This window comes from Alloactinosynnema sp. L-07, assembly GCF_900070365.1.
Classification (GTDB): Bacteria; Actinomycetota; Actinomycetes; order Mycobacteriales; family Pseudonocardiaceae; genus Actinokineospora.
This window is the reverse complement of the sequence record NZ_LN850107.1, coordinates 6569596-6594601: the sequence shown is the minus strand read 5'-3', so window position 1 is coordinate 6594601 and position 25006 is coordinate 6569596. Positions and strand designations below refer to the sequence as shown.

At 69.1% G+C, this 25006-nt stretch carries 22 protein-coding genes; 9 read left to right on the top strand and 13 right to left on the bottom strand.

The genetic code is table 11. The features are described 5' to 3' along the window. Positions 1 to 26: 26 nt before the first annotated feature. On the top strand, positions 27 to 983 hold the full coding sequence (locus BN1701_RS30125; protein ID WP_054054436.1) for a GlxA family transcriptional regulator: 957 nt from the start codon (positions 27 to 29) through the stop codon (positions 981 to 983). Between the two features lie 3 nt (positions 984 to 986). Here BN1701_RS30125 and BN1701_RS30120 read toward each other — a convergent pair whose 3' ends face one another. Further along, complete coding sequence (locus tag BN1701_RS30120) at positions 987 to 2861, bottom strand: serine/threonine-protein kinase (RefSeq protein ID WP_054054434.1); 1875 nt, start codon at positions 2859 to 2861, stop codon at positions 987 to 989. 232 nt (positions 2862 to 3093) lie between these two features. Here BN1701_RS30120 and BN1701_RS30115 point away from each other — a divergent pair, with 232 nt between their 5' ends. The 4 genes from BN1701_RS30115 (at position 3094) to BN1701_RS30100 (ending at position 7117) form a co-directional block, all read left to right on the top strand. After that, the gene (locus BN1701_RS30115; protein ID WP_197672151.1) at positions 3094 to 3312 is read left to right on the top strand and encodes a KTSC domain-containing protein; all 219 of its coding nucleotides are present in this window, start codon (positions 3094 to 3096) and stop codon (positions 3310 to 3312) included. 700 nt (positions 3313 to 4012) lie between these two features. Further along, entirely contained in the window at positions 4013 to 5377 is a 1365-nt protein-coding gene (locus BN1701_RS30110; RefSeq protein ID WP_054054432.1) for an NAD(P)/FAD-dependent oxidoreductase, read from the top strand. A 118-nt stretch (positions 5378 to 5495) separates the two neighbouring features. After that, positions 5496 to 6224, top strand: coding sequence for an LPXTG cell wall anchor domain-containing protein (locus BN1701_RS30105; RefSeq protein WP_054054430.1), 729 nt, complete (start codon positions 5496 to 5498; stop codon positions 6222 to 6224). A gap of 62 nt (positions 6225 to 6286) precedes the next feature. Beyond that, positions 6287 to 7117 (top strand): putative RNA methyltransferase, encoded by an 831-nt coding sequence (locus tag BN1701_RS30100; protein ID WP_054054429.1) that lies wholly within the window; start codon positions 6287 to 6289, stop codon positions 7115 to 7117. Here BN1701_RS30100 and BN1701_RS30095 read toward each other — a convergent pair. Further along, positions 7106 to 7666, bottom strand: coding sequence for a TIGR03086 family metal-binding protein (locus BN1701_RS30095; protein ID WP_054054426.1), 561 nt, complete (start codon positions 7664 to 7666; stop codon positions 7106 to 7108). The genes BN1701_RS30100 and BN1701_RS30095 overlap by 12 nt on opposite strands. Before the next feature lie 235 nt (positions 7667 to 7901). Between BN1701_RS30095 and BN1701_RS30090 the strand changes: the two genes are divergently transcribed. Together BN1701_RS30090 and trxA are read left to right on the top strand one after the other, a co-directional pair. Beyond that, complete coding sequence (locus BN1701_RS30090) at positions 7902 to 8507, top strand: TetR/AcrR family transcriptional regulator (protein WP_054054424.1); 606 nt, start codon at positions 7902 to 7904, stop codon at positions 8505 to 8507. A gap of 45 nt (positions 8508 to 8552) precedes the next feature. Continuing rightward, on the top strand, positions 8553 to 8918 hold the full coding sequence (trxA, locus tag BN1701_RS30085) for a thioredoxin (protein ID WP_054054422.1): 366 nt from the start codon (positions 8553 to 8555) through the stop codon (positions 8916 to 8918). A 48-nt stretch (positions 8919 to 8966) separates the two neighbouring features. On the opposite strand, the gene BN1701_RS30080 is transcribed toward trxA, so the two are convergent. The 4 genes from BN1701_RS30080 to BN1701_RS30065 form a co-directional block, all read right to left on the bottom strand. Continuing rightward, positions 8967 to 10388, bottom strand: coding sequence for a multicopper oxidase domain-containing protein (locus tag BN1701_RS30080; protein WP_067520947.1), 1422 nt, complete (start codon positions 10386 to 10388; stop codon positions 8967 to 8969). A 10-nt stretch (positions 10389 to 10398) separates the two neighbouring features. Then, positions 10399 to 10971 carry a hypothetical protein gene (locus BN1701_RS30075; RefSeq protein ID WP_054054418.1) on the bottom strand — a complete coding sequence of 191 codons (573 nt, stop codon included), beginning with the start codon at positions 10969 to 10971 and terminating at the stop codon, positions 10399 to 10401. A 75-nt stretch (positions 10972 to 11046) separates the two neighbouring features. Beyond that, positions 11047 to 11925, bottom strand: a complete 879-nt coding sequence (locus BN1701_RS30070; RefSeq protein ID WP_054054415.1) for a hypothetical protein — start codon at positions 11923 to 11925, stop codon at positions 11047 to 11049. A 36-nt stretch (positions 11926 to 11961) separates the two neighbouring features. Then, positions 11962 to 12606, bottom strand: coding sequence for an N-acyl homoserine lactonase family protein (locus tag BN1701_RS30065; RefSeq protein ID WP_255364691.1), 645 nt, complete (start codon positions 12604 to 12606; stop codon positions 11962 to 11964). A gap of 243 nt (positions 12607 to 12849) precedes the next feature. On the opposite strand from BN1701_RS30065, the gene BN1701_RS30060 reads away from it, so the two are divergent. Beyond that, on the top strand, positions 12850 to 14412 hold the full coding sequence (locus BN1701_RS30060; protein WP_054054412.1) for a multicopper oxidase family protein: 1563 nt from the start codon (positions 12850 to 12852) through the stop codon (positions 14410 to 14412). A 48-nt stretch (positions 14413 to 14460) separates the two neighbouring features. Here BN1701_RS30060 and BN1701_RS30055 read toward each other — a convergent pair whose 3' ends face one another. The 6 genes from BN1701_RS30055 to BN1701_RS30030 all read right to left on the bottom strand — a co-directional run bounded on the left by BN1701_RS30055 (position 14461) and on the right by BN1701_RS30030 (position 23167). Next, positions 14461 to 16011, bottom strand: coding sequence for an MFS transporter (locus BN1701_RS30055; RefSeq protein WP_054054410.1), 1551 nt, complete (start codon positions 16009 to 16011; stop codon positions 14461 to 14463). A 44-nt stretch (positions 16012 to 16055) separates the two neighbouring features. Next, positions 16056 to 18017 (bottom strand): multicopper oxidase family protein, encoded by a 1962-nt coding sequence (locus BN1701_RS30050; RefSeq protein ID WP_172803346.1) that lies wholly within the window; start codon positions 18015 to 18017, stop codon positions 16056 to 16058. Positions 18018 to 18222: 205 nt separating this feature from the next. Next, positions 18223 to 19017 (bottom strand): putative hydro-lyase, encoded by a 795-nt coding sequence (locus BN1701_RS30045; RefSeq protein ID WP_067520944.1) that lies wholly within the window; start codon positions 19015 to 19017, stop codon positions 18223 to 18225. A gap of 9 nt (positions 19018 to 19026) precedes the next feature. Then, complete coding sequence (locus tag BN1701_RS30040) at positions 19027 to 20232, bottom strand: Xaa-Pro peptidase family protein (protein ID WP_054054406.1); 1206 nt, start codon at positions 20230 to 20232, stop codon at positions 19027 to 19029. A gap of 13 nt (positions 20233 to 20245) precedes the next feature. Continuing rightward, the gene (locus BN1701_RS30035; RefSeq protein WP_054054403.1) at positions 20246 to 21295 is read right to left on the bottom strand and encodes a PLP-dependent cysteine synthase family protein; all 1050 of its coding nucleotides are present in this window, start codon (positions 21293 to 21295) and stop codon (positions 20246 to 20248) included. 42 nt (positions 21296 to 21337) lie between these two features. Beyond that, on the bottom strand, positions 21338 to 23167 hold the full coding sequence (locus tag BN1701_RS30030; protein WP_054054402.1) for an asparagine synthetase B: 1830 nt from the start codon (positions 23165 to 23167) through the stop codon (positions 21338 to 21340). A 279-nt stretch (positions 23168 to 23446) separates the two neighbouring features. Between BN1701_RS30030 and BN1701_RS30025 the strand changes: the two genes are divergently transcribed. Next, a complete protein-coding gene (locus BN1701_RS30025) occupies positions 23447 to 23710 on the top strand; it encodes a hypothetical protein (RefSeq protein WP_054054400.1) in 264 nt (87 codons plus the stop codon). Positions 23711 to 23874: 164 nt separating this feature from the next. On the opposite strand, the gene BN1701_RS30020 is transcribed toward BN1701_RS30025, so the two are convergent. Further along, complete coding sequence (locus BN1701_RS30020; RefSeq protein ID WP_054054398.1) at positions 23875 to 24828, bottom strand: choice-of-anchor P family protein; 954 nt, start codon at positions 24826 to 24828, stop codon at positions 23875 to 23877. Positions 24829 to 25006: the final 178 nt, after the last annotated feature.

Genomic DNA, 25006 nt, shown 5'->3' with positions numbered 1-25006 from the left:
AAAATCCTGCCAGTTACGCTGCCGCCATGCTCAAGTCGGTCGCGGTGGTCCTCATCGACGGTTTCGCGCCGTTCGAGTTCGGCGTCCTGTGCGAGGTGTTCGGCATCGATCGCACCGACGAGGGCGTGCCGCCGATCGAGTTCCGGGTGTGCGGGGAGGTCGCCGGACAGGCCCTGCCGTCGAGCATCGGCGTGCGGATGATCCCGGAGCGCGACCTGTCGGCCTTGGACGGCGCCGACCTGGTCGCCCTGCCCGCGTGCACCATCCGCGACGACTACCCGCCCGCCGTCCTCGACGCAATCCGCGCGGCCCACGCCCGCGGCGCCACGGTGCTGTCGGTGTGCAGCGGCGCGTTCCTGCTCGGGGCCACCGGCCTGCTCGACGGCCGCGCGTGCACCACCCACTGGCGCCACGCCCGCGATCTGGCCGACCGCTTCCCGGCCGCGAAGATCGACCCGGACGTCCTGTTCGTCGACGACGGCGACATCATCACCAGCGCGGGCACCGCCGCGGGTATCGACGCCTGCCTGCACCTGGTCCGCCGCGAACTCGGCTCGGCCGCGGCCACCGCCATCGCCCGCCGCATGGTCGTCCCACCCCAGCGCGACGGCGGGCAGCGCCAGTTCGTCGAGCTGCCGGTCCCCCTGTGCGAGGGCGACAGCCTGTCGCCGGTGCTGACCTGGATGCTGGAGAACCTCGCCCAGGACCAGTCGGTCGCCGACCTGGCGGTCCGGGCGCGGATGTCGGAGCGCACATTCGCCCGCCGCTTCGTCGCCGAGACCGGCACGACACCGCTCAAGTGGCTCTCGCTGCAGCGCGTCCTGCACGCCCGCACCCTGCTGGAGGAGACCACGGCCAGCGTGGACGACGTCGCGCAGCGCTGCGGTTTCGGGACCGCGGCGCTGCTGCGACACCACTTCCAGAAGATCGTCGGGGTGTCCCCGAAGGACTACCGACGGACGTTCGCCCACTCGGCGCCGTAGTTCTCAGCGCATGTGGCGGGTGCGGTCGAGACCCTCGATGTCCTCGCGGCGCACGATTTGGGTGACCGGGCCGGTCTCGGTGTGGCCCTCCCTGCCCAGCCAGTCGCTGAGTTCCCTGGCCACGGCCCGCAACGTCGGACGCCGCGCGGGCTCGGTGTCGAGCGAGGCCATCAGCAGGCGCCGGTGCGCGCTGTGCAGGGGCAGTTCGGTCATGGGTTCGCCCTTGGCCGCCGCCATGAGGGCGGCCATCGCGTTGTCCCTGGTGCCGCGCGGGGGCTTGCCGGTCAGCGCGAAGTTGACCGTGGCGGCCAGCTGCCAGGCGTCGGAGGCCGGGGTGGCGTTGGCGCCCGCGGCGGTCTCGGAGGCCAGGAAGTCGGGGGTGCCGACCATCATGCCGGTCGCGGTCAGCGTGGAGTCGCCTTTGGACCGGGCGATGCCGAAGTCGATCAGGTGGGCGTTGCCGTCCGGGTCGATGATCACATTGGACGGCTTGACGTCGCGGTGCAGCACACCCTTGGCGTGGGCGGCCGACAGCGCGCCCGACATGGTGATCCACAGGCGGGCGACGGCGACGTCGTCGAGCGGGCCGCCGGTGGCCACCCGGTCGGCCAGGGGCTGGCCCTCGATGTACTCCATCACCAGGCCGAGGCCTTCTGGCTCGGCGACGATGTCGTAGACGCGCACGCAGTTCGGATGGTGCACCGCGGCGAGCGCGCGGGCCTCCCGCAGCATCCGCTCCTCGGTCTCGGCGTCGGGGGCGTGCGCCATCTTCACCGCGACGGTCCGGTCGAGCTGGGTGTCGACGGCCAGCCACACCGTGCCGAACCCGCCCTGGCCGAGCGCGCGCACCTTGCGGAACCGGCTCCCCGACGGCCGAACCGGCGGGGGCGGCGGCGTCGCCGAGCGCGGGGTGAACGGCAGCGGACCCGGGTCGGCGGCCAACTTGGACAGCGCCTTGCCCTCGGGATCCGGGTCACGCAGCGTCGGATTCGGCGCGGGCGGCACATACGGCGGCGGTTTTCGCACCGGCGGCGGCTGCTGCTGCACGGGCGGCGGCGGCTGGTAGGCCGGGATCGGCTTGACCGGCGCCGCGGGCTGGTAGGCGGGCACCTGGTGCGGCTGGTACGGCGGCGGAGTCGGCTTCTGGTTCGGCTGCTGGGCCACCGGGGCCACCTCCGGTTTCTGGTAGTTGCGTTCGATGGTCGACCAACTCGGCGCGCCGACGACGTAGACGGGCACTAGGCCGAGGATGGCGATCGGGAGGAACCCGAGCCACAGGTGGGCGGCGGTGTTCGCCTCGACCGGCAGGCTCAGGATGGCCATCAGGGCGAACGGGACCCAGATCAGCCTGCCCGGCCAGGTCGGCCCGCGCCGCATCGCGGCCCTGGCCTGCAGGATCACGAAGAGCAGGCAGACTGTGGGCACGATCACCAGCGTGGCGATGCGCAGCAGGTAGACCGGGGTGCTCTCGAACTTGTGGAACAGCACCTCGTAGACGTTGGCGCGGCCGCCGAGGTAGTCGGCCTGCTCGCCGACCCAGCCGCAGTAGTCCCGCTTTATCGAGGAGGACCCGGCCAGCGAGACCGCGCCGTCGCCCGCGAAGACGCTGCGGAAGACCCCGCTGATGCCGTTGAAGAGGACGAGGGGCACGAGGAAGGCGAAGAACCCGCCCACGACCGCGACGGTCGAGATCATCGCGGAGTTGTACGTGTTCCCGGTCGCCTTGCGAACCACGGCGATGATGACCGAGGCCAGCATCGGAAGCAGCGCGATCACCGCGCCCGCTGTGCTAGTCGCCCACACCCAGTCGCCGGGGCACAGCCCCGGCCCGAAGAGGCTGTGCGCGAACGACAGCAAGGAAGCCGCGAGATCCAGCACTGCGACAACAGCTCCTCTCAGGTTTGCGGACGGGTGTGCCGGAACCAGCGTATGTCGAACTTCGCCACTGGCGGGCCGTCTATCCACAGGACGCCGGGAGGTCCTTGAGGTTGTCCGGGGTTATCCACAGGCAGCGATCACGCGGGTGACGGCGGGGCGGTTCGGTGGCAACGTAGCGGGTAGGCCCTCCCGACCGGCGGCGGGCGGGCCTATTGAGATCGCAGGAGGGGGCGTGCTCGTGCGCAGGCAGGCCGTCTCGTCGACCAGCATCGCGTCGGTGGGCTACGACGCCGGGAGTTCGACTTTGGAGGTGGAATTCAGGAACGGACATGTTTATCAGTACTTGGAGGTCGCGAAGCGGGTGTACTGGGAACTGATGTCCTCGGAGAGTGTGGGCGCCTACCTCAACCGGGAGATCCGCGACCAGCACGAGTTCCGTCGGGTCCGGTAGGGGGCGGACGTCCTGGGTCCGCCCCACCGGCAGGACGGTTCGACTAGCCCGCGCATCGCGACGCTCGCCACAGGCACAGGCACAGGCACACGTTCCACGCCCAGTGACCCACAGCCCACCACACACGGCCACGGGCCCACCGCGCACGGCCCACCGCCCGCGCACGGCACACGGACGCGCGAGAGTCGTGGCGGGGCAGGCACCGCGCCGCATCGTGGGCCCACCTGCGGGCACGCGGCGGACAGCGCCGCCGCACCGACGTCGGCTCCAGCGCAGCCGACGTCGGGCCAAGTCGGCGGGTCGGCAGGCGTCGGTCGGCGGGCCAAGCCGGTCGGCGGGTCAGCGGGCCGAGCCGATCGGCTGGTCGGTTGGCGGGTCGACGGGTCGGCAGGCGGTCGGTCGGCAGGCCAATCCGGTCGGCGGGTCGGTCCGCGGACCAAGCTGGCCGGCGGGGTCAGCCGGTCGGCGGGGTCAGCCGGTCGGCGGGGTCAGCCGGTCGGCGGGGTCAGCGGGTGGGCCGGTCGGTCGGCGGGTTCTGTCATCGGGTCGACGGTGAGGGTCCCGTCGGGCCAAGCCGCGTCCGGTCGGCGGGTCGACGGCAGGGGTGATCATGGGCACTCCGTGATCACCGGCCTCGTGCTGGGCTGCGAGCCCGGTCGGGGCGTGCTGGAGTGGGTATCGGCCACGAGGAGTTGAGGACATGACCCGCACAGTCGACATCGCCGTTGTCGGTTTGGGGCCCGGTGGTGAGTCCGCCGCGGCCAAGTTGGCCAAGGCTGGGCTGGATGTGCTCGGGATCGACGCCCGCCTGGTCGGGGGTGAGTGCCCGTACTACGCCTGTGTGCCAACCAAGATGATGATCCGGGCCGCCGACGCGCTGGCGGAGGCCAGGCGGGTGGAGATCTTGGCCGGGTCGGCCGTGGTGCGGCCCGACTGGCGGCCGGTCGCCGCTCGCATCCGGGCCGACGCGACCGGCGACTGGGATGACGGGGTGGCGGTTGATCGGCTGACCAAGGCGGGTGCGGCGTTCCTGCGGGGGCGGGCGCGGATCGTCGGGGCCAACCGGCTCGTGGTGTCCACTTCGGACGGCGAAGAGACGGTCGAGACCCGTCGGGGGATCGTGCTCAACCCCGGTACCGACCCGGCCGTCCCACCCGTTCCCGGCCTGGCCGACGTGCCGCACTGGACCAACCGCGACGCGGTCGCCGTGACCTCGGTGCCCGAGTCGCTGATCGTCCTCGGTGGTGGGCCGGTGGGGTGCGAGTTCGCCCAGGTCTTCGCCCGGTTCGGGGCCAAGGTCACGATCGTGGAGGCCCAGGACCGACTGTTGCCCCTCGACGAGCCGGAGTCGGGCGCGCTGATCGCCGAGCGGTTCGCCGCCGAGGGGATCACCGTCAAGACGGGCGCCAAGATCACCGGCGCGAGCCACGACGGCCGCCGGGTCACCCTGACCTTCGACGGGGCCGACCCGGTCACCGCCGCGCACGTGCTCGTCGCCGCTGGGCGGCGGACCGATCTGGCCGCGCTTGGCGTCGGGGCCGTCGGGCTAGACGAGTCCGCCAGGGGCATCGAGGTCGACGGGCACATGCGCGCCGCCGACGGGGTGTGGGCCATCGGCGACGTCACCGGCAAGGGGGCGTTCACCCACATGTCGCTGTATCAGGCCGAGATCGCCGTCGCCGACATCCTCGGCGAGCCGCGCGAAGCCGACTACCGAGCGGTCCCGCGGGTGACGTTCACCGACCCCGAGATCGGCTCGGTCGGCCTGTCCGAGTCCGCCGCGCGGGCCGCGGGCCTGGCCGTGCGCACCGGCGGCGCCAAGATCGCCGAGTCCTCGCGCGGCTGGATCCACAAGGTGGGCAACGAGGGCTTCGTCAAGCTGGTCATGGACGCCGACCGCGACATCCTCGTCGGCGCGACCGCGGCCGGACCGGCGGGTGGCGAGGTGCTCGGCGCCCTCGCGGTCGCCGTCCACGGCGAGGTCCCGGTCAGCGTGCTCCAGCGGATGATCTTCGCCTACCCGACCTTCCACCGCGCGATCGGCGACGCCCTGAAAGATCTCTAACCGGCAACGAGCGGGACACAAAACCACCGAGAGGCGTCCCCGTGTAATGGCGTGCGCCGTTTGGGTGTACAAAGTCACCCAACATCGGCCCGTTGCGGTCACCACTTGGAGTAACTACATGCGTAGGTCCCTCGCTTCGCTCGCCTTCGCCACCTTCACCATGGTCGGGATGCTGGCCATGTCGGGCACCGTGGGGGCCGCGCAGAACGACCCGCCGCCCTCGGGCGACCCGAATCGCGCCACCTCACACTCGGGCAACGTGGTGGCCGCTGACTGCGGTGAGCTCTGGCCGGGCACCACCGCGGTGACGGTGACCTCCTCCGTGGACGACACCAACACCTACATCGACATCACCGCCATCCCCGCGGGCACCACCGTCTCCGGTGTGATCGTCAAGGGCAGCGACGGGTACAACCGGTACGAGGTGGGCAAGCTCGGCAACCTGCCGTGGCTGGATCTGCACTCCCCGATCGCGGGCGGCAGTGGGAAGCCCGCGCAGATCAGCCACTGGTTCGTCTGCGGCAAGAAGGACACGGCTACCACCACGCCGACGACCACCAAGACCACTACCACCACCAAGACCACGTCGGGGACCACCACCACGACCACGTCTGGCACCACGACCACCAGCACCGCGTCCACGACCACGGACGCGACCTCGGTGACGACCACCCGCCCGGCCACCACGACCACGACGGTCGCGCCCGTGCCGGTCGACAACGACGACCTGCCCGACACCGGCTCCAACGTCGGCTGGATGATCCTGCTCGGCGCCGCGCTGCTGCTCAGCGGCGGCGCGCTGATGGCCGTTCCGAGGATTCGCACCGCGGTGCTGCGCCGCTTCTGATCCACACGACAGAGGCTCCGGGCGACACGGTCGTCCGGAGCCTCTGTCGTAGGGTCGGCACCATGCTCGCCGATGTCGTATCGCTGCTGGTCTGCCCGCACTGCGGCGCGGACCTGGCCGAGTCGCCGGGCGTGCTGCGGTGCCCGCGCGGACACAGCTTCGACGTGGCCAGGCAGGGCTACGTCAGTTTGCTGTGCGGCACGGCCACCTTCACCGGCGACACCGCCGACATGGTCGACGCCCGGGTCCGTTTCCTCGGCGCGGGGCACTACGCGCCCATCACCGACGTCATCGCCGAGGCCGCGCGGCCGGGGCCCGGCGCGGTGATCGACGTCGGCGCGGGCACCGGCCACTACCTCGCCGCCGCCCTCACCGCGTTCGGCGACCGGGTCGGCATCGCAGTCGACGTGTCCAAACCCGCCCTGCGCCGGGCCGCTCGCGCCCACCCCCTGATCGGCGCGATCGTCTGCGACGCGTGGCAGCCGCTGCCGGTGCGCGACGCCGCCGCCGGGCTCACGCTCAGCGTGTTCGCCCCGCGCAACCCCGCCGAACTGCACCGGGTCCTGCATCCCGAGGGCACCGCCGTCGTCGTGGCCCCGACCGCGCGCCACCTCGCCGAGCTGGTGTCCACTTTGGACCTCCTGGCGGTCGAGGAGGACAAGCAGAGCCGCATCGACGACCGGATGGCGTCCCACTTCACCGTGGTCGACCAGCGCGACCAGGAGTTCCCCATGTCGCTCCCCCACGACATGGTCTCCGTCCTGGTCGGCATGGGCCCCAACGCCTTCCACGCCGCGGGCCGCGGCTTCGCCAGGCAGATCGCCGGGCTGCCCGACCCGCTCACGGTGACCGGCTCGGTCACCGTGAGCGTGTATGAGCCGTCAGGCCGCTGACGGGACCCTGCGGCCGGTCAGCGCGAGCAGCTTCTCCTGCGCGGACGCGTCGTCGGCGACCGGCAGCTTCTCGATGAACGCCGACCCCGGGCCCCACGCGTCCTCCGGGAACCGGCTGACGACACCGAGCGCGGCCTGCGCCAGGTCGTCTTCGAACCGGATGTCGATCCCCACCGCGGTGCCGATGTCCCAGGTGTGCACGAGGACGTCGGCGAAGTGCACGAACAGCATCGTGCCCCCGGTGTACTGCTGCCCGCGCAGCTCCCACGGCCCGTCGAACACCTCCGGCCTGCTGAGCGCCGCCGACGCGTCGGCCCGCGTCTGGCGGAACGTCGCGCGCGGGTCGACGCCGAGGTCGACCTCGGCGGGCGCCTCGGTGCCGCCGACCCGCGCCAGCACGCCAAGGCTGTTGCCCACCATGTGCCGGATGACCTCGCGGACCGTCCAGCCCTCGCACGGCGTCGGCACGTCGAACTGCTCGTCGGTCAACCCATCGATGACGCCCCCGATCAGTTCCAGCACCCGACGGTCGAGCTCCCTGATGTCCATATCCCCTCCGAATGTGTACGAACGATCGGTCAGATAGTTCCACATGATCGAACGGTCGTCTAGATGATCGGTTCCTGACTATCGCCTGGTATCGACTGGTCCACGGCGTCGCTGCCAAGGCGCAGGGACAGCACGCGTACCGGGTGTACGTGGCTGTCCCTGCAACGCGGGCAGCGGCGTCGTGGGCCGGTCGAGACCTGGTGATAGTCAGGAACCGATCATCTAGATTGTTCGGGTGGACGCACGACTGGCGAAGGGCGCCGAGACCCGCCGAGCGACCCTGCGCCGCGCGGTGGAGATCGCGTCGGTCGAGGGTCTGGAAGGGCTGACCATCGGCAGGCTGGCCGCCGAGCTGGAGTTGAGCAAGAGCGGGATCTTCGCCCACTTCGGCTCCAAGGAGGAGCTGCAGCTGGCCGCGATCGCCTTCGCCAGGGACATCTTCGTCGAGACCGTCGTCGAGTCCGCGCTGGCCGCCGACCCTGGCCTGCCCCGGCTCACCAAGCTGGTCGACAACTGGCTGGCCCACTCCCGGAACCGGGTGTTCCCCGGCGGGTGCTTCTTCGCGGGCGCGGCCGCCGAGTTCGACGCCCGCCAGGGCCGCGTGCACGACGCGGTCGAGCGCTCCTTCGGCAGCTGGATGGAGCTGCTCGCCCAGTTCGCGGCGGCCGCGGTCGAGCGGGGCCACCTCGCTTCCGACACCGACATCGACCAACTGGCCTTCGAGATCGACGCGCTGTGCCGGGCCGCCAACGCGGTGGCCGTGCTGACCGGCGACGATGACGCCTACGCGCGGGCCCACCGGGGCATCGAGGCACGGTTGCGGAATTCTGGCGGCCGGTAGTTCGTTGAACCCCTGAGATTGCCCGCCCGAACCTGAGGAGGATCTGTGGCGACGGTCGAACTGACCAGCGAGAACTTCGACGAGGTGGTCGGCGGTGGCGGCACTGTCCTGGTCGACTTCTGGGCGGCGTGGTGCGGCCCGTGCCGCCAGTTCGCGCCGACCTTCGAGTCCGCGTCGGACAAGCACGACGACATCGTGTTCGCCAAGGTCGACACCGAGGCCCAGCAGCAGCTCGCGCAGGCGTTCGACATCAGGTCGATTCCCACGCTGATGGCCGTGCGCGAGGGCGTCGTGCTCTACGCGCAGCCCGGCGCGCTCCCGCCCGCCGCGCTTGAGGACCTGATCACCCAGGTCAAGGCCGTCGACATGGCCGAGGTCCACGCGAAAGTAGCCGCGGAGCAGAGCAAGTAAGACCCAGAGCCGGTGGCCCGGTCCGCGCGGACCGGGCCACCGTCACGCTCAGGGGATCACTTCGATCTGGGCCATCATGGCGTTGGACGAGTGGTCCAGCAGGTGGCAGTGGAACACGTACTTGCCGGTGAACCCGGTGAAGGTCGTGTTGACCAGCACCGTCTCCCCCGCGCGCACGGTCACCGTGTCCTTCCAGCCCGCCTCGATCGGCGCGACCGGCACCCCGTTGCGCGACACCACCCGGAACTGCACCAGATGTATGTGCATGCTGTGGGTGATGCCGAACTGGGTGTCGTTGTTGGTGATCCGCCACAGCTCCGGCTTGTCCTTGCGGACGGTGAACTCGACCCGGTTCGGGTCGAACGGCTTGCCGTTGATCAGGAACCGCCGGTTGGGCAGGTCGAAGTTCAGCGTGATGTCCCTGGTCACCGTCGGCGTCGGGATCGCGGGCAGCTGCGGGAGCTGGCCGTTGTCCGGGATCCGGGTGAAGTCGGACTCCACCCGGTCGACGTCGAAGCGCATGACGTCCTGGGTCTCGGCGGCCTCGCCGAACTCGTTGCGCAGCGTGATCCGCGTGCCCACCGGCAGCCCGCCGAAGTCCACGATCACGTCGAGCCGCTCGGCCGGGAACAGCTCGATCGTGCTCAGCGGGATGTTGTTGGGCAGGTACCCGCCGTCGGAGCCGATCACGTAGAACTTCGCGCCGTTGCTCAGTGAGAACTTGAAGCCGCGGTCGTTGGAGCCGTTGAGCAGCCGCAGCCGGTACTTGCGGGTCGCGACCTTGAAATATGGCTGCGGCCTGCCGTTGACCAGGATCGTGCCCCGGCCCCGGAAGTCGCCGGGGAAGTACACGAGCTGGTTGCTGTCATCGATGCGGATGTCGCGGAACAGCAGCGGCACGTCCTGGGCGCCGGACGGCAGGTTCAGCCACGGGTCGCCCGGGTCGTTGATCACGTAGAAGCCCGCCAGGCCCCGGTAGACCTGCTCGGCTTCCTTGTGGTGGGTGTGGGAGTGGTACCAGAGCGTGGTGGCGCGCTGCTGGTTCGGGTAGCGGTAGTCCCGCGAGCCGCCCGGCGGGATCAGGTGCGTCGGGTAGCCGTCGTGCTCGGGCGCGACGAACGCGCCGTGCAGGTGCACGTTGACGTCCTCGCCCAGTTCGTTGATCTGCTTCACCACGACCGGCCTGCCCTGGGTCACCGCCAGGGTCGGGCCGGGGAACGAACCGTTGAAGGTCAGCACCCGGGTGGTGGTCCCGGGGATGATCTCCACATCGGCGGGCTTGATCTTCATCTCGTAGTAGTCGGTGTCCGGCGTGCTGGTCTTGGGCCGCAGGACCGGCGGCACCAGCAGCGGCACCGAGAACGCGGCCAGACCCGCCGTCGCGGCCGCACTGGCGACAAGTCTCTCCAGCGGCAGGACGAGTCCCGCACCTACCACGGCACCGGCCTTCAACAGGTTCCGACGTTTCATCAAGAGCTCCTCACTCGCTTGCTTCCCCCGAGGGCCCGGCGACACTGCCGGGAACCCCGAACAACAACGCGATCGCGAGCGCGGCGACGAAGCCGTACCTGGCCGCTTCCAGACCGCCCGCGAGCACCTGCTCGGCGGTGACGGCGTCCTGGTAGATCACTTGGGCGGTGACCATGGCGGCGATGCCGACGGCGAGCGCGGACAGCCCCGCGAACACCAGCCCGGTGAACCAGGTGCCGCCCCGCGCGTTGAGCCTGCGGGCCAGCGGCACCGCGAGGACCAGCAAGACCACGAGCACATGGAAGGCTAGGAACGCGCTGCCGAAGAAGCTGGGCAGCGGCTCGGTGCTGACCGGGCTCGGCGGGACCAGCTCACCCGGGGCGGAGCCGTGGTGGCCCGACCCGGTGTGGCGCGACCCCATGGCCACCGGCAGCACTTCGCCGTCGCGGATCAGCGACGGCGGCGCGAACTGGTGGATCACCCAGGTCGCGATCACGGCGAGCCCGACGACGAAGAGGGCCTCGAAGTACGACGGCGACCGTCGCGTCCGAGGCCCTCTCCGGGTCACGATGTCCAGGCTCACGATCTTGAGAATGGGAGCCGGGACTGGAGGAACCGTCCAGTATCACTGGAAGAGTTCCAGATTAGTCGGTACGTGCTAGATGACGTCGATCAGCTTGTACATCCCGCGAGCGGCACCGGGGATGCCGGTCTCACGGTCGCCGACGAAGGACAGCAGAACGTAGCGGCCCGGTGCCAGGTCGGCCTGGTAGTGCACCGCGTAGCGGCTGCTCGTGGGCAGCGCGCCCTGCGGCTGGCCGATGAACGGCGGCGCGGCCTGGCCACTGAAGAACTTGACGATGTCCTCGTCGGTGGTGCCCGGCTGAACCGGCAGGAACACCGAGTCGGCCATCTGGTCGGTCAGGTTGACGATGAGGAGCTTGGCGCCCGCCTTGAGGGTGGCCGGTGCGCGGAAGCGCGGCTGGCCCTCGTTGTCCTGGTACTGCAGGACAAGGTGGTCGGTGCTCGGCCAGTAGGAGTTGAAGCCCCGGCCGACGGTGATCTTCTGGTAGTGGTTGGTCGCCGCCGGGTTGGCCAGCGACCGGTAGTCGACCAGGTAGTAGGTGCCCTGGAAGAGCATCTGGCTGAAGACCTGCGGCGCGCGCGGGGTCACGATGGCGCCACCGAGCAGCACCGAGTCGCGGTAGACCACGGCGCCCGCGGCCTTCTTGGCCACCAGGTCGTCGTTGTGCAGGACGGTGGCGAGGTTGGCCAGCAGGTTCTCGAGCTGGACGCCCGGCTTGAGCTGGATCAGCCCGACCTCGCGGCCGCCGTAGTCGGGGGTGGACACCTGGAACGTGGTGACACCGGCGCGCAGCGTGGCCGCGGCGGGGGCGACCAGGCGGTCGGTCTGGGCGGTCACCGAGACGGTCTGCGGGGCCTGCTTGGCCGCCGCGCTCGCCGGAGTCACCGCCCCCACGGTGGCCGCGGCCACGACGGTGGCGACAACGAGTCGCCGAAGGACGGTCGTGCTCACGAAATGCCTCCTCATAGAGTGTTGGACTGCTTTGACTCAGGCGTAGAACTCAGGCGCCCGCTTGAGGGTTTCCCACTGGGTGCCGTCATGGCCGCGCACGATGAGCGCGCCTTCCTTGGCGGCGAGGTCGACGAGCTTGCGGGTGCTGGACCGGACCAGCTCGGGCTCGAGGTCGTAGTTGGTCATCGGCCGGGTGTCCGGGTCGAGCGCCTTCTCCATGGTGATGGCGTCGATGGCCAGCAGGATCGGGCCGGACTCGGGCAGGCGCACCAGCACCGACTGGTGGCCCAGGATGTGGCCGCTGGACTCGATCAGCTCGATGCCCGGCAGCAGCTCGACGTCACCGTCGATCTGCCGGTAATTCAGGTTCTCCTGATCCCAGTGCTTGCGTGCCATTCGCAGGCGCGGAACGGTGTCCGACATGGCCAATTCGTAGTGGCTGCGCTGGATCACGAACTCGGCCCGCGGGAACAGATCATGGTTACCGGCGTGATCGGGATCGAGGTGGCTGCAGATCACATGTGTGACGTCATCCGGATTAACTCCGATTTGGGAAAGTTGAGTAATCAACTCTTGTTCCGGGGTCACCTGAATAGCCCCGGGCGGGGCGTCCGGCGGGAATCCGGTGTCGACCAGCACAGTCGCGTCCGCCGTCCGGATCAGGTAGGCGCACACCGGCATTCGGCCGCCCGCAGCCCAGTCGTGGCCGATGTGGCCCAGCTCAAGCAGGTACAGTCGCATACGTTCGTCGCCTCCGTCTGGGCGGGTTTTGGCCGCGCCACTTCGCGCTGGGCACAGCTTGTCGCGGCTCGCTCGAGAACCGCTCCACTCCGGGTCATAGGGGGGGTCGTAAGCGAGCAAACTCCGGGTATGCTCCGATACTGGGTGATTCCACGGGATTTGCATAAAGGGGGTTCGAACACAATGTCTTTGTCACGACGGGGGTTTATCGGCGCGGCCGGAACAGCGGGCATCGTGCTGCCGCTGGCCAGTGCCTGCGGCGGAACGCCGACCGATGCCAATGGCGGCGCGCAGCACAAAGAGCAGAGCGTCCAGAAGAGCGCGCTGGCCGCGCCGCGGCCGTTCACGCAGCCGCTGACGATCCCGCCGGTGATCCGGCCGGTCCGGTCCGACGCGACCACCGACTACTTCGAGGTGACCGCCAAGGTCGCCAACCTGAGCATCCTGCCGGGCCTGCAGACCCAGGCGTTCACGTACAACGGCACGTTCCCCGGCCCGACGTTCGACACCAAGGCCAACCGCAAGATCGTCGTGAAGACCCGCAACGAGCTGCCGGTCCCGACGGTCACCCACCTGCACGGCGGCAAGACCCCGCCGGAGCACGACGGCTACCCGATCGACCTGATCATGCCGGTCGGCGGGTGGAACGGGCACGTGCACCCCGGCGGCAACGTCAGCCAGGGCGAGCGTGAGTACCACTACCCGCTGCAGCAGCGCGCGGCCACGCTCTGGTACCACGACCACCGGATGGACTTCACCGGCCCGCAGGTCTACCGCGGCCTGGCGGGCATGCACATCCTGCGCGACGACGAGGACAACGCGCTGCCGCTGCCCAAGGGCGCCCGCGAGATCCCGCTGATCATCACCGACCGGTCGTTCAAAGCGGACGGTTCGTTCAACTACCCGTCCCTCGACCCCAACCTCAACCACCCCCCGGGCGTCACCGGCGCCTTCCACGGCGGCGTCCTCGGCGACGTCACCCTGGTCAACGGCGTCCCGTGGCCGTTCCTGGAGGTCGACGCGGTCAAGTACCGCTTCCGCATCCTCAACGCGTCGAACTCACGGCACTACAAGCTCGAACTCGACCCCAAGCCCAACGCCGCCCAGTCCTTCATCCAGGTCGGCAGCGACGGCGGCCTGCTCGACGCCCCGCGCGGACACACGATGATTCCGGTCGCGCCCGCTGAGCGGTTCGACGTGGTGATCGACTTCAGCAAGTACGCCGTGGGCACGATGGTCACGCTCAAGCACACGGGCGCCACCGGGAACTCCGGCTTGGTCATGCAGTTCCGCGTGGCCCGTACCGCCACGGACGACTCGACGGTGCCGACGAAGCTGTCGACGATCGAGAAGCTGCCGTGGACCGGAGGCAACACGCCGACCCGTCAGTTCGCGTTCCTGCAGGGACCGGAGAACGGCAAGATGGTGTGGCGCATCAACTCCAAGAGCTTCGACCCCAACTACAACCACGCCGAGATCCAGCGCGGCAAGGTCGAGATGTGGCAGCTCGTGACCGACGCTCAGCATCCGGTCCATGTGCACTTGTCGTCGTTCCAGATCCACGCTCGGATCGCGGAGCAGTTGGCGCCGACCGATGGCGGGTGGAAGGACACGGTGCGGTTGGAGCCAAACAAGGTCGTGCGGATCCTGGTTCGGTTCGACGGGTATCCGGGGAAGTACGTGTTCCACTGCCACAACCTTGAGCACGAGGACATGGCGATGATGGCGAACATGAAGATTCTCTAGACAGGACAACGGAAACGGCCCCGGGGGTTCCCGGGGCCGTTTCGCGTGTCACGCCTGCTTTGTCTTGCCCGGCAGGAAACGCGCGAGAATCCAGGCCACCAGCAGGTAGCAGACCGCCTGCGCCGCGACTGTCGCCGCGGTGGCTGAGGTGAAGGCTTCCTGGGCGGGAATCGTCGCCTGTGGCCCGCACGTGCCGACGACGGCGTCCGTTCCCTCCGTCAGCGGGGTCTTGTCGGCGCAATCGCCCAGCCGGTCGTCGAAGCGATTCAGCAGACCGAAGAACGCCGCGCCCAGGACGGCTACCCCCATCGCGTTGCCCACCTGGGCCAAGGTGCCGAAGACGCCCGATGCCGAGCCGACGTCTTCGGCGGGAACGCCGGTGAGGGTCAGGTTGTAGAGGGGTGGGCTGAGCATGCCCATGCCGATGCCGACGATCGCGAGGCAGGCCGCGACCAGACCGGAGCTCAACTCGGGGCCCTGCGCCAGCAGTACCGCGCACAGTGCGCTCATGCCGACGGCCATCAGTACTCCGCCCGCGACCACCAAGGGCTTGCCGATCTTGGCTGCCAGCGGCACCGACGCGCCCGAGGCCACGCCTGCGGCGACGGCGAAGGAGGCCACTGTCAAGCCGATGTCTGATGGGCTGAAGCCCAGGCCGGACTGCAGGTGCAGGACGAAGACCAGGAAGAACGCCGCCACGCCGCCCATCACCAGGAAGTTGGCGACGCTGCCCGCGACGAACGCGCGGACGCGGAACAGGGACAGCGCGATCAGTGGGAACTCGCCCGTCTTCTGGCGCTGGATCTGCCTGCGTACCAACAGATACAGCACCGGCACCGACAGCGCCAGCGGGGCGAAGATCCACAGTGGCCAGTCCAAGTCACTGCCCTGGACCAGGGGGAAGATGAGCAGGAGCAGGCCGCCGCTGGCCAGGGCGATGCTGCCGATGTCCAGTCGAGCGCGGGCGCCCTTGGTGAGCACGTCGTTGGCGGGCAGCCAGATCCAGCCCGCGAGGATGGTGAACAGGCCGACCGGGATGTTCAGCAGGAAGATCACTCGCCAGCCCAGGTCGGCGATGTCGGCCTGGACCAGCAACCCACCGAGTACCGGGCCGCTGACCGTGGCCACCGCGATCACGCCCGCCTGCGCGCCGAGGGCGGCCACGCGCTTGCCTGCGGGGAAAAGCAGCATGATGATCGGGAGGACCTGGGGCGACATGGCCGCGGCCGAGGCGCCTTGCAGGACTCGGCCCGCGATCAGGGTGGCCGGGTCGGTGGCGACCGCGCACAGCACCGACGCCGCGGTGAAGCCGATCGAGCCGATCAGGACCATCTTGCGTCGGCCGATCGTGTCGCCCAAGCGGCCGGAAGTGACCAGTAGCAACGCGAACGGGAGGGCGTAGCCCGCGAGGAGCCATTGCGCCGACGACGCCGACGCGTCGAGGTCGGTGCGGATCGACGGGGTCGCGACGGTGACGACCATCAGGTCGAACAGGTGCAGGAAACTGCCCGCCAAAACGGCCGCGAGGGCCAGCCACGGCCGCCGGGTGGCGACTGTTGGCTGGTCCTCGCGGATTGGCTCTTCAACGCGGGGGGTCACGGGTCCTCCTCAGAACCAAGGGCGTGACGCCGACGCGCCGCGCCTTACTCGGGCTGGTTCTTCGTCGCCGATCCAGCCTCGAAGGGCGTCGAGTAGCCCTCGTAGGCCAGATGCAAGACCATGCCGATCTTGGCGTGGTCGAGGTTGTGGCAGTGATCCATCCAGAGGCCGGGGTTGTCGGCCTTGAACGCGACCTCCCAGGTCTCGCCGGGCGCGACGGTGACCGTGTCGAGCCAAATGGGGCTGCCGGTCGCCTTCTTTCCGTTGCGTGCCAGCACAAGAGCGTGGTGGCCGTGCAGGTGCATCGGGTGGTCGAGGTGGCTGCGGTTGATGAACTTGACCTTCACCAGGTCGCCTTCGCGCACCGTCAGCGTCGGCACGTCCGGGAAGACGTGGCCGTTGACCGACCACAGCAGGTTGAAGCCGCCGTCGAAGAACCCGGCCTGGTTGTCCAGGTAGCGGTCCTCGGACACCGCGAACTTGCTGTCGGCGTTGAACTCGGTCGGCATCGGGCTGCCGTACTGGGTGACGTCGAACTCGGGGACGGTGAAGTCCGCCTTCAGCTCGCCGGAACCGTTGGGGCTGAACAGGATGCCCTCTTCCGGCCGCTGCTTCTCCGCCAGCCGCACCGGGCCGCTGGGCATGGTGAACTCGACGTCGTAGCGACCGCCGCCGCCCAGGGTGAGCAGGGTGTCCTTGAGGTCGGTCGGCTTGTTGATGTCCTGGCCGTCGACCGCGGTCACCTTGTAGGTCACGCCCACCAGCGCGAAGCGCTTGATCAGGCTGTCGGTGTTGGTCAGCCGCAGGCGGACCTTGGTGCCTGCCTCGATCGTCTGCTTCTCCAGCTTGTCCGAGTCGCCGTTGGTGTAGGCGACCTTGTTCTCCGTGGTGGTGAAGGCGTGCTGGAGAACCTGGATGTCCTTGACGTCGGACTCGGCCGGACCGTCCTTCGGCTCGACGATGAAACCACCGTAGAGACCCTTGCGAACCTGCTCGGACGACTGCTGGTGCGAGTGGTACCAGTACGAGCCGACGTCCGGCGCGCGGAAGCGGTAGACGTGCTTGCCGCCGGGCATGACCGCGTCCTGGGTCAGGCCGGGGACGCCGTCCTCGGCGTTGGGCACGTCGACGCCGTGCCAGTGCGCGGAGACACCGGTCGGGACGTCCTTGTTGGTCAGCGTGACCTCGACCAGCTCGCCCTGCTTGACCTTGATCTGCGGGCCGGGGATGGTGCCGTTGAACGTCCACGCGTCGAGCTTCGCGCCGCTGGGCAGCGAGATGGTGGCCTTCTCCGCGTTCAGGGTGATGCGCTGGTCGGGCTCGCCGTCCTTGGGGCCGGTCAGGTCGGCGACGGACTTGCCGCCTTGGCCGTGGCCGCCCGCGGCGTGGTTGCCAGAGCCGCTGTGCTCGCCCATGTTGTAGCGCTCGTCGAGGCCGCTGGTCGACTGCCACACGAAGATGGCGCCCGCCACGAGCGCGAGGACCACACCCACGTGCGCGAACGAGCGGCCGACGCGCTTGCCGAAGCTCGGCACGACGGCGCCCGCGGCGACCTTGCCCTGCTCGTAGCGCTGCTTGAGCACCAGCAGACCGGCGGCGACCAGCAGGATCAGGCCGTAGAAGACGATCTCGTCACCGAACGGCGGCACCGGCGGCACCACGAAAGAGGCGTACCAGGCCAGGATTCCGCCGATCGCGGTCAGCCGCGGCGGCAGCGCCGACTTCAGCGTGGCCAGGCCCTGCCGGGTCTCCACCGGCACGGTCGCGCCCTCGGTGCCCCGCAGCGACTTCGCGGTCTTCGCGATCCTCAGCAGCACCGGGATCGTCAGCACGTAGGCGGCGATGGCCGGGACCAGGTAGAAGAACGGGACCAGAACAACCCGGTCGGAGGCGAATTCCCACCCGGTCTGCAGCATCAGCACACCGATGGCGAATTTCCACAGAACGAAGATCGTGGCGACGCCGAGCCAGATGAGCGTTCCCCGCGAAGCCTTCAGGGATTTCACCGGATCGGAGTAACGCGCGACTCTGCCGAGTCGCCTGGACGACACCGCCCAGGTGATGAAGAGGAGGGCACTAATGCCCACGTCCATTCCCAATAGTGTCTCGTACATCCGGTGTCCCTCTTAGGTTTGCTTGCCTGTTTGTGAGCAGTACGCCCGAGCCCCTGGGATAGCCTGCCAGAGCCAAACTGAGAAATATGCCCTTAACTCACAGCGCGTACGTGGCGTCCGGCACATCGGTGATGAACATGTACCCGGGCGAGTGCGTGATGGCGAATTCCAGCTTGGACGCGATAACGGCGGCTTGCGTGGTGACGCCGCACGCCCAGAAAACGGGGATATCGTCACCGACCGGAACGGGATCGCCGAAGTCGGGTTTCTGCAGGTCCGTGATGCCCAGCGCGGCCGGATCACCAATGTGGACGGGTGCGCCGTGGACGGAGGGGTAACGCGCGGTGACCTGAACCGCGGTGGCCACGAGGTGCGCCGGGATCGGTCGCATGCCGACCACGAGCGGCCCGGAGAGCCTCCCAGCGGGCCTGCACTCGATGTTGACCGCCCACATCGGATCGGTGACGCCCAACTCGTGGTGACGCAGCGGGACACCGGCGTCGAGAAGGCCGCGCTCGAAGGTGTAGCTGCAGCCGATGACGAAGGTGACCAGGTCGTCGCGCCAGTGGTCCGTCGCGTCGGTGACCTCCTCGACCATCACGCCGTCGCGCCAGATGTAGTACGCGGGCAGGTCGGTGCGCAGGTCAGCGCCCTCGGCCAGCACCGTCGTGGGCGAGCCAGGATCGGTCACATCCAGGACAGGGCACGCCTTCGGGTTGCGCTGGGCGAACAGCAGCAGGTCGTAAGCGACGTCCTTGGGCACCGAGATCAGGTTGGTCTGCGCGTAGCGGCTGGCCCAGTCGACGGTCGGCACCCGTAAGCCCGCACGGAAGTGCGCGCGGGCCTCGGCGCCGGTCATCGCCTCGGTCTGTTCCCTGGTCAAGGTGTCCATGTAGCGCTCCTAGTCGATGACCGTCAGGTTTCGGTCCAAAGTGGTCAGCAGCTCGTTGCCGTTCTCGCGCACCACATACGGGTCCTCGATCATGGCCGCGCCGAAACCGAACTCGTAGTACGGGGTCTCGAAGTTGACGACGGTGCCGACCTCGATCGCCTCGTCGTTGTCCGGCGTGATCAGCACCCGGTCGTAGACCTCCACGCCGATGCCGTGGCCGACGTGGTTGCGCCGGTAGTGCGGAATCCCGTTCTGCCGCACGGCTTCCACCGCGGTGTCGAACAGTTCCTTGCCGGTCATGCCGGGCCGGGTCTTGGCCAGCGCGGCTTCCTCGCCCGCGAGCACGCCCTCGCAGTAGCGCGCGAGTTTGTCGGTGGGCTGGCCGATACTGAACATGCGGCTCAGGTCCGACCAGTAGCCGTCGAGGATCAGGCCGACGTCGAACCACACGGCCTCGCCGCGGCGCAGCGGGTCGGCGGTGGGCCGCGACTGCCCGTAGGCGGCGCGGTCGCCGAATTTGATCAGGGTGAACTTGGGCCGTCCGCCCGAGCTGACCGCGGTCCGCTCGAACTCGCGCACCAGGTCGATCTCGGTCGCGCCGGGCTTGGCGATCGCCATGGCGGCGAGGATGCACTGCTCGGTGAGCGCGGCGGCGGCGCGCAGCCGCTCGATCTCCGGCTCGGTCTTGACCTTGCGCACCCAGCGGAACAGCTCCGCGCCGGGCCGCAGGTCCGCACCGCGCAGTTCCTCGCGCAGGACGTCGAAAGCGTTTGCGGGCAGGCTCTCCTCGTCGATGGCGATCCGAGCCTCGCCGAGACCGGCCTCCCGCAGGACCCGCGCGAGCACGCCCAGCGCGGGAACGCCGTTGGGCTGCTCGTTCATCAGCCTGTGGAGGAGCTGTCCGTGCTCGCCCAGCACGGACAGCTCCGTCTCGTCGGCCAGTTCCCGGTGGAACGTGCCGAAGCCCGCCGCCCCGTCCAACTCGACCCGCGCGTCCCGGATCTGGTCCAGGTCGCACCGCGAGGAGATGAGCCTCGGGTGCGCAAGACGGTCCCGGGTGACGACGGCGAAACACTGCCCGCTGTGCGGGAAGATCTCGTGGGACACGCTCGCCACACCGGTGAGGTAGTACACGTTCTCCGCGGTGGTCGCGACGATGCCGTCGATTCCGAGTTCGTCCATCCGCCGGGCGAGCCGGTCGAGGTTGGCGAGCATGGGGAGGGTCCTCTCAGACCAGTTGGGGCTGAACGCGGTCGAGCTGGATGAAGTCGTTGCGCGGGCTGCGCGCACCGGCGAGCAGGCCGTCGAGCGAGTCGAGACCCTGGGCCTCGATGCCCTGCAGCACACCGCGTTCGGTGAGCCAGATGTCGTCGAAGGACTCGCCGAGGTAGTTCGCACCCGAGTCCGGGCTCACCGCGACGATCGTGCTGCCCGGGTGCGCGTTGGCGTAGGCCAGCGCGCTGAACACCGCGGCACCGGTGGACTCGCCGACCAGCAGGCCCTCCTGGCGGGCCAGCAGCCGGGTGGTGGCGAAGCCCTCCGGGTCGGTGATCGGGTGGACCAGGTCGACCAGGTGCTGGTGCAGGTTGCCCGGGGTCCACGCGATGCCGAGGCCGCGCATCTCCCAGCCCTTGTAGGGGAAGCCGAACGCGGCCGAGCCGACCACGTCCGCGCCGACGACGGTGATGTCCGGCAGCTTGTGCTTGAGCGTGGCCGCCAGCCCCGAGATGTGGCCGCCGGTGCCGACCGCGCACACCAGCGCGTCGAACGCGGGCAGCTCGTCGAGCAGCTCATAGGCGGTCTGCTCGGCGTGGATGCCCGGGTTGCCCGGGTTGTTGTACTGGTCGGGCCAGAACGCGCCGGGGTTCTGCTCCAGCAATTCGGCGACCTTGGCCAGGCGCGGCCGCTGGTAGCCCAGTTCGTCGGGCGTGCGCACGACATGGACCTCGGTGCCGAACGCGGCGACGAAGTCCAGCATCGAGCCCGCTGCCTTCGGGTCGGTGACCAGGATGACCCGGTAGCCCTTGGCCGCGCCGATGAACGCCAGCGCCTTGCCCAGGTTGCCCGAGGTCGACTCGATGATCGTGCCGCCTGGCTTGAGCTGCCCGGACCGCTCGGCCGCGGTGATCATGGACAGGGCCGCGCGGTCCTTGACACTGCCGCCGGGGTTGGCCCCCTCCAGCTTCACGAGGACCTCGGAGCCGTTGCCCATGCTCAGCCTGCCGAGGCGGACCAGCGGCGTGCGCCCGACGGTGTCGAGGATGTTGTCGCAAATCATGCTGCCCCCTAAGGCACTGGTGAACAACGGCGTCGGAATTGATCAGAGGGTCAGACGGACCTTGTAGAGGTCGAGCCAGGTGTCGAGCTGAAGGGTCAGCTCCACGTCGGCCCGGGCAAGTCGGTCTTCGGCCATCCGAGCGCCGTTGCTCGCGAGTTCGTTGGCCTTGTCCATGTCGATCAGGGAGTGCACCCGCGAGTGCGGGTCCGCCAGCGTGGCCTTGAACTCCTGCTGCAGCCGCGCGGCGTAGTTCGGATCCTTGCTGACCGGTGTGGCGCTCTGCTTGCGCTGGAGCACCTGTTCGGGCAGCAGGTCGGCGACCGCGGCCCGCAGCAGGCCCTTCTCGATGCCGCCGTGGGCGTGCATCTCGTTGGGGATGTTGTAGGCGTACTCGATCAGCGGGAAGTAGTTCAGCGGCGAGGACGAGTGCAGCCCGGCCGAGGAGAACACGCCCGCGTCGAGGCGGAAGAGCATCAGCACGAGGTAGGCGACCCGGCGGACCTGGCGGTCCCAGTCGTTCTCCTCGGGTAGGTACTCGACCTGGGCGATCGAGTCGGCATAGAGGTCGGCGTAGTAGGTCGGGAAGTCCAGCGTGGCCAGGGTGTCCTGGTTGAGCAGGCCGGTGCCGAAGCCGTTGGTGGCGCCGAACCGCTGCGCCATCGCGATCCATGGGAAGGTGCCCGAAGCGATCAGGCCCTTGTCGTTGGACCACCGCGCGCCGCGGAAGATCTGGTCACCCGCGCCGCCGCCGAAGACGACCTTGCCGCCCTTGGCCGCGAGGTGCTGGATGAACAGGTGCTGCGAGGCTTCCATGTCGTAGATGCGCGTCGGGTAGTCCTTGGCGCGCAGCATTCCCTGGCGCACCACCGGGTCGAGCAGGTCGGTGGCGTTGATGCTGATCAGGTTGTAGTCGGCGTCGATGTGGTCGGCCACGATCTCGGCGAACGGCGCGTCCTTCGTGTCACGCATGACGTCGGACTCGAAGTCGCTGTTGACGAAGTCGACGGTGTAGGTCCGCAGCTTGCCCTGGTCGCGCTTGCGCAGCTCAGCGGCGGCCAGCCCAGCGACGGCGCTGGAGTCCATGCCGCCGGAGAGCGTGGCGAACAGGACCGACGGGTCGGTCGGCAGGGCCTGCGCGACGCTGTCCTCCAGCATCGAGCGGATCTTGGCGATCGTGGTGTCGAGGTCGTCGGTGTGCGGCTTGGTCTCCAGCTTCCAGTAGGTCTGCCGGGACCAGCCCTGACGGCTGAACCGCGCGATCTCCGACGGCTGGATGGCGTTGAAGCCCACGAACAGCGGACCGGGCATCAGCGCGTGGGAGATGACCTCACGCAGCCCGGCCGCGTCGAGTTCGGCCTTGACCTCGGGGTGGGCCAGCAGCGTCTTGCGCTCGGAGGCGAAGACGATGCCGGTCGGCGTCTGGGTGTAGAACAGCGGCGAGCCGCCAAGCCGGTCGCGGGCGAAGAACACCTCTTCGGTGCGCCCGTCCCAGATGGCGATCGCGAAGGAGCCGGTCAGCCACGGCACGAACTCCCCGCGCCACTGCAGGTAGGCCCGGTTGACCACCTCGGCGACCGAGGCGGCCGGGTCGACCGCGCGCCCCTCGGCGGCGAGCTTCGCCCGCAGCTCGGCCAGGTTGCCGGGGATCCCGGTCACGCTGGTCACCACCGGCTCGCCACCGGCCACGCTGACGAACGGCTTGGCCGCCCCCTGCGTGTCCAGGGCGCGGTAGCCGATCGCGGCCCGCTGCGAGACCCAGACCGTCTCCCCGTCGGGTCCGCGCTGCGCCAGCGTCCCGGCCAAACTCCTCAGGATCGGCTGTGCGACCGACAGATCCCTGGAGAAGTCGATCCAGCCCACGATGCCTGACATCGAGCACCCTCCCACGTCGTCCCTTGCGTCGGGAGAAGCGTCGGGGGGCGGGCTCAAGGTTCTGTCTAGAGCGACTGAAGGGCCGATCGACCAGGCTTACCCGGGCGGGTTGCGATCTTCCACTGGGCTACCCATGCCCCATCCGAGTGAACGTTCATCATTCAATTGACTTTGCGTAACGAAAGGAATACCCAAATCCGACACTCCGGATGACGCGTCAGTTCTGCCTAGCTCACCCGAGAAGGGCCTACTTCCCCAGCCCTGGCAAGGAACCGACCCATGGCGACCCACCCCCGCCGGACGGTGATGGCACCGTTCCGCCTGCCCGCGCACCTACTACCGACGGCGACCATCGTCACCGCCACGGGCGTGCCCGCCCTGCTGATCCACACGCCCGTCGCCGCGTGGGCAGGCGCGGCCACCTGCGCCACCGCGCTCCTGGCCGCGCACGTGATCAAGTCGCTGCGCGACGCCGCTCGGCGGGTGGACCGCATCCTGGCCGAGGAGCTGGCGGCCGATCACGACAGCCAGCTCATCGGCTAGTGGTGTGTCCATGAACGTTGTCGGGCTGTCGGCGGATCCAGGTTTCCGGTGGGCGTGCCGCCGGAATGCCGCTCGTACTGGGTGTACTTGGGCGTTTCGGCGGTGCGGCCAGCGGGAAGCTGGGCCGTCGAGAGCCTGGCAACGTTCGTGGACACACCACTAGTTCAGGCCGAACGCGCGCGCCGCACCCACCACAGGGCGAAGGCCCCCGCCGACATCAGGGCGCCGCCCGCCAGCGACAGCGGCAGCACCGCGCTCACGCCGGTCTCGGCCAGATCGCCGCCGTCGCTCGACCCAACGGGGACACCCGTGCTCGTGGTCGTCGCGGCCGACGTGGTGGTCGCGGGCGGGCGAACCGAGGACGACGGCGAACCCGGAGTCGTGACCCCGCCATCGGGCACTGTCGTCGGCGTCGCGGGGGTCGTGCCCGAACCGCCACCGGGGGCTTTGGCACTGGGTCCCGCGCACCTGGCCTGCGCCAGGATCACGTCGGCCTTGCTCACGTTGGCGATCGCACCCCCGACACTGACCCGCAGCGCGTTCACCGTCAGCGTGTCGCCGGTGCGGACCTTCTCGTTGACCCACACCGTGACCAGGTCGGAGACGGCGATCTTCCCCGTCACGGCCACATCGATCCGCTTGCCCGCGACCCACACGTCGGCCAGGTGCGACTCGCCGGTGACGGTCTTGCCGTCGGACACACAGGTCGCCGTGACGATCTTCGCCTTGACCAGCCCCAGCAGATCCACATCGGCGATGCTTGCCGCACTGGTCAACACACCGCCCTTCACCTCGGACGAGGCATTGAGCAGCTTGGCGTGGCCGGGGAGGTTCGTCGGAAGATCAATCTTCACCACCGATTTGTCCTGCCCGGCCGGATAAGTCGCCTTGGGCAACGCGGGGACGTCGACTCCCACGGCGTTGAGCACCGTGGCCTGAACGGACACGGCGAACGCGCTGCCGGTCTGCGGACCCGCGGCGGCGGCGGGCGACACACTCAACGCGGCGACCGCGACGGCTCCGGCGAGACCGGAGGTGGTGGCGAACAAACTAGGACGGCGCACGGACGACTCCAGGTTCGGAAAGCGATACGGGGAGAGCGCCAGGATCCCGATCACGCACCCCCAGCGCAATAGCGCGAAACACGTTATCCAGTAACGGTTCCCACATCACCGTGTCCGTTTCACCACCCATGACAGTCCACACGCGACATTTTCGTCAATGCACACGAAAGACGCCGGGAGACACCCGGGGGTGCGTCCATGAACAAGTCTGTACACCGATGGTTACTTGCTG

Excerpts from the sequence above, each read along its gene's own strand:
- BN1701_RS30125 (WP_054054436.1), top strand. The coding sequence starts at position 27 with ATGCTCAAGTCGGTCGCGGTGGTCCTCATCGACGGTTTCGCGCCGTTC.
- BN1701_RS30110 (WP_054054432.1), top strand. The coding sequence starts at position 4,013 with ATGACCCGCACAGTCGACATCGCCGTTGTCGGTTTGGGGCCCGGTGGT.
- BN1701_RS30105 (WP_054054430.1), top strand. The coding sequence starts at position 5,496 with ATGCGTAGGTCCCTCGCTTCGCTCGCCTTCGCCACCTTCACCATGGTC.
- BN1701_RS30100 (WP_054054429.1), top strand. The coding sequence starts at position 6,287 with ATGCTCGCCGATGTCGTATCGCTGCTGGTCTGCCCGCACTGCGGCGCG.
- BN1701_RS30095 (WP_054054426.1), bottom strand. The coding sequence starts at position 7,666 with ATGGACATCAGGGAGCTCGACCGTCGGGTGCTGGAACTGATCGGGGGC.
- BN1701_RS30080 (WP_067520947.1), bottom strand. The coding sequence starts at position 10,388 with ATGAAACGTCGGAACCTGTTGAAGGCCGGTGCCGTGGTAGGTGCGGGA.
- BN1701_RS30065 (WP_255364691.1), bottom strand. The coding sequence starts at position 12,606 with ATGCCGGTGTGCGCCTACCTGATCCGGACGGCGGACGCGACTGTGCTG.
- BN1701_RS30060 (WP_054054412.1), top strand. The coding sequence starts at position 12,850 with ATGTCTTTGTCACGACGGGGGTTTATCGGCGCGGCCGGAACAGCGGGC.
- BN1701_RS30045 (WP_067520944.1), bottom strand. The coding sequence starts at position 19,017 with ATGGACACCTTGACCAGGGAACAGACCGAGGCGATGACCGGCGCCGAG.
- BN1701_RS30040 (WP_054054406.1), bottom strand. The coding sequence starts at position 20,232 with ATGCTCGCCAACCTCGACCGGCTCGCCCGGCGGATGGACGAACTCGGA.
- BN1701_RS30035 (WP_054054403.1), bottom strand. The coding sequence starts at position 21,295 with ATGATTTGCGACAACATCCTCGACACCGTCGGGCGCACGCCGCTGGTC.
- BN1701_RS30030 (WP_054054402.1), bottom strand. The coding sequence starts at position 23,167 with ATGTCAGGCATCGTGGGCTGGATCGACTTCTCCAGGGATCTGTCGGTC.
- BN1701_RS30025 (WP_054054400.1), top strand. The coding sequence starts at position 23,447 with ATGGCGACCCACCCCCGCCGGACGGTGATGGCACCGTTCCGCCTGCCC.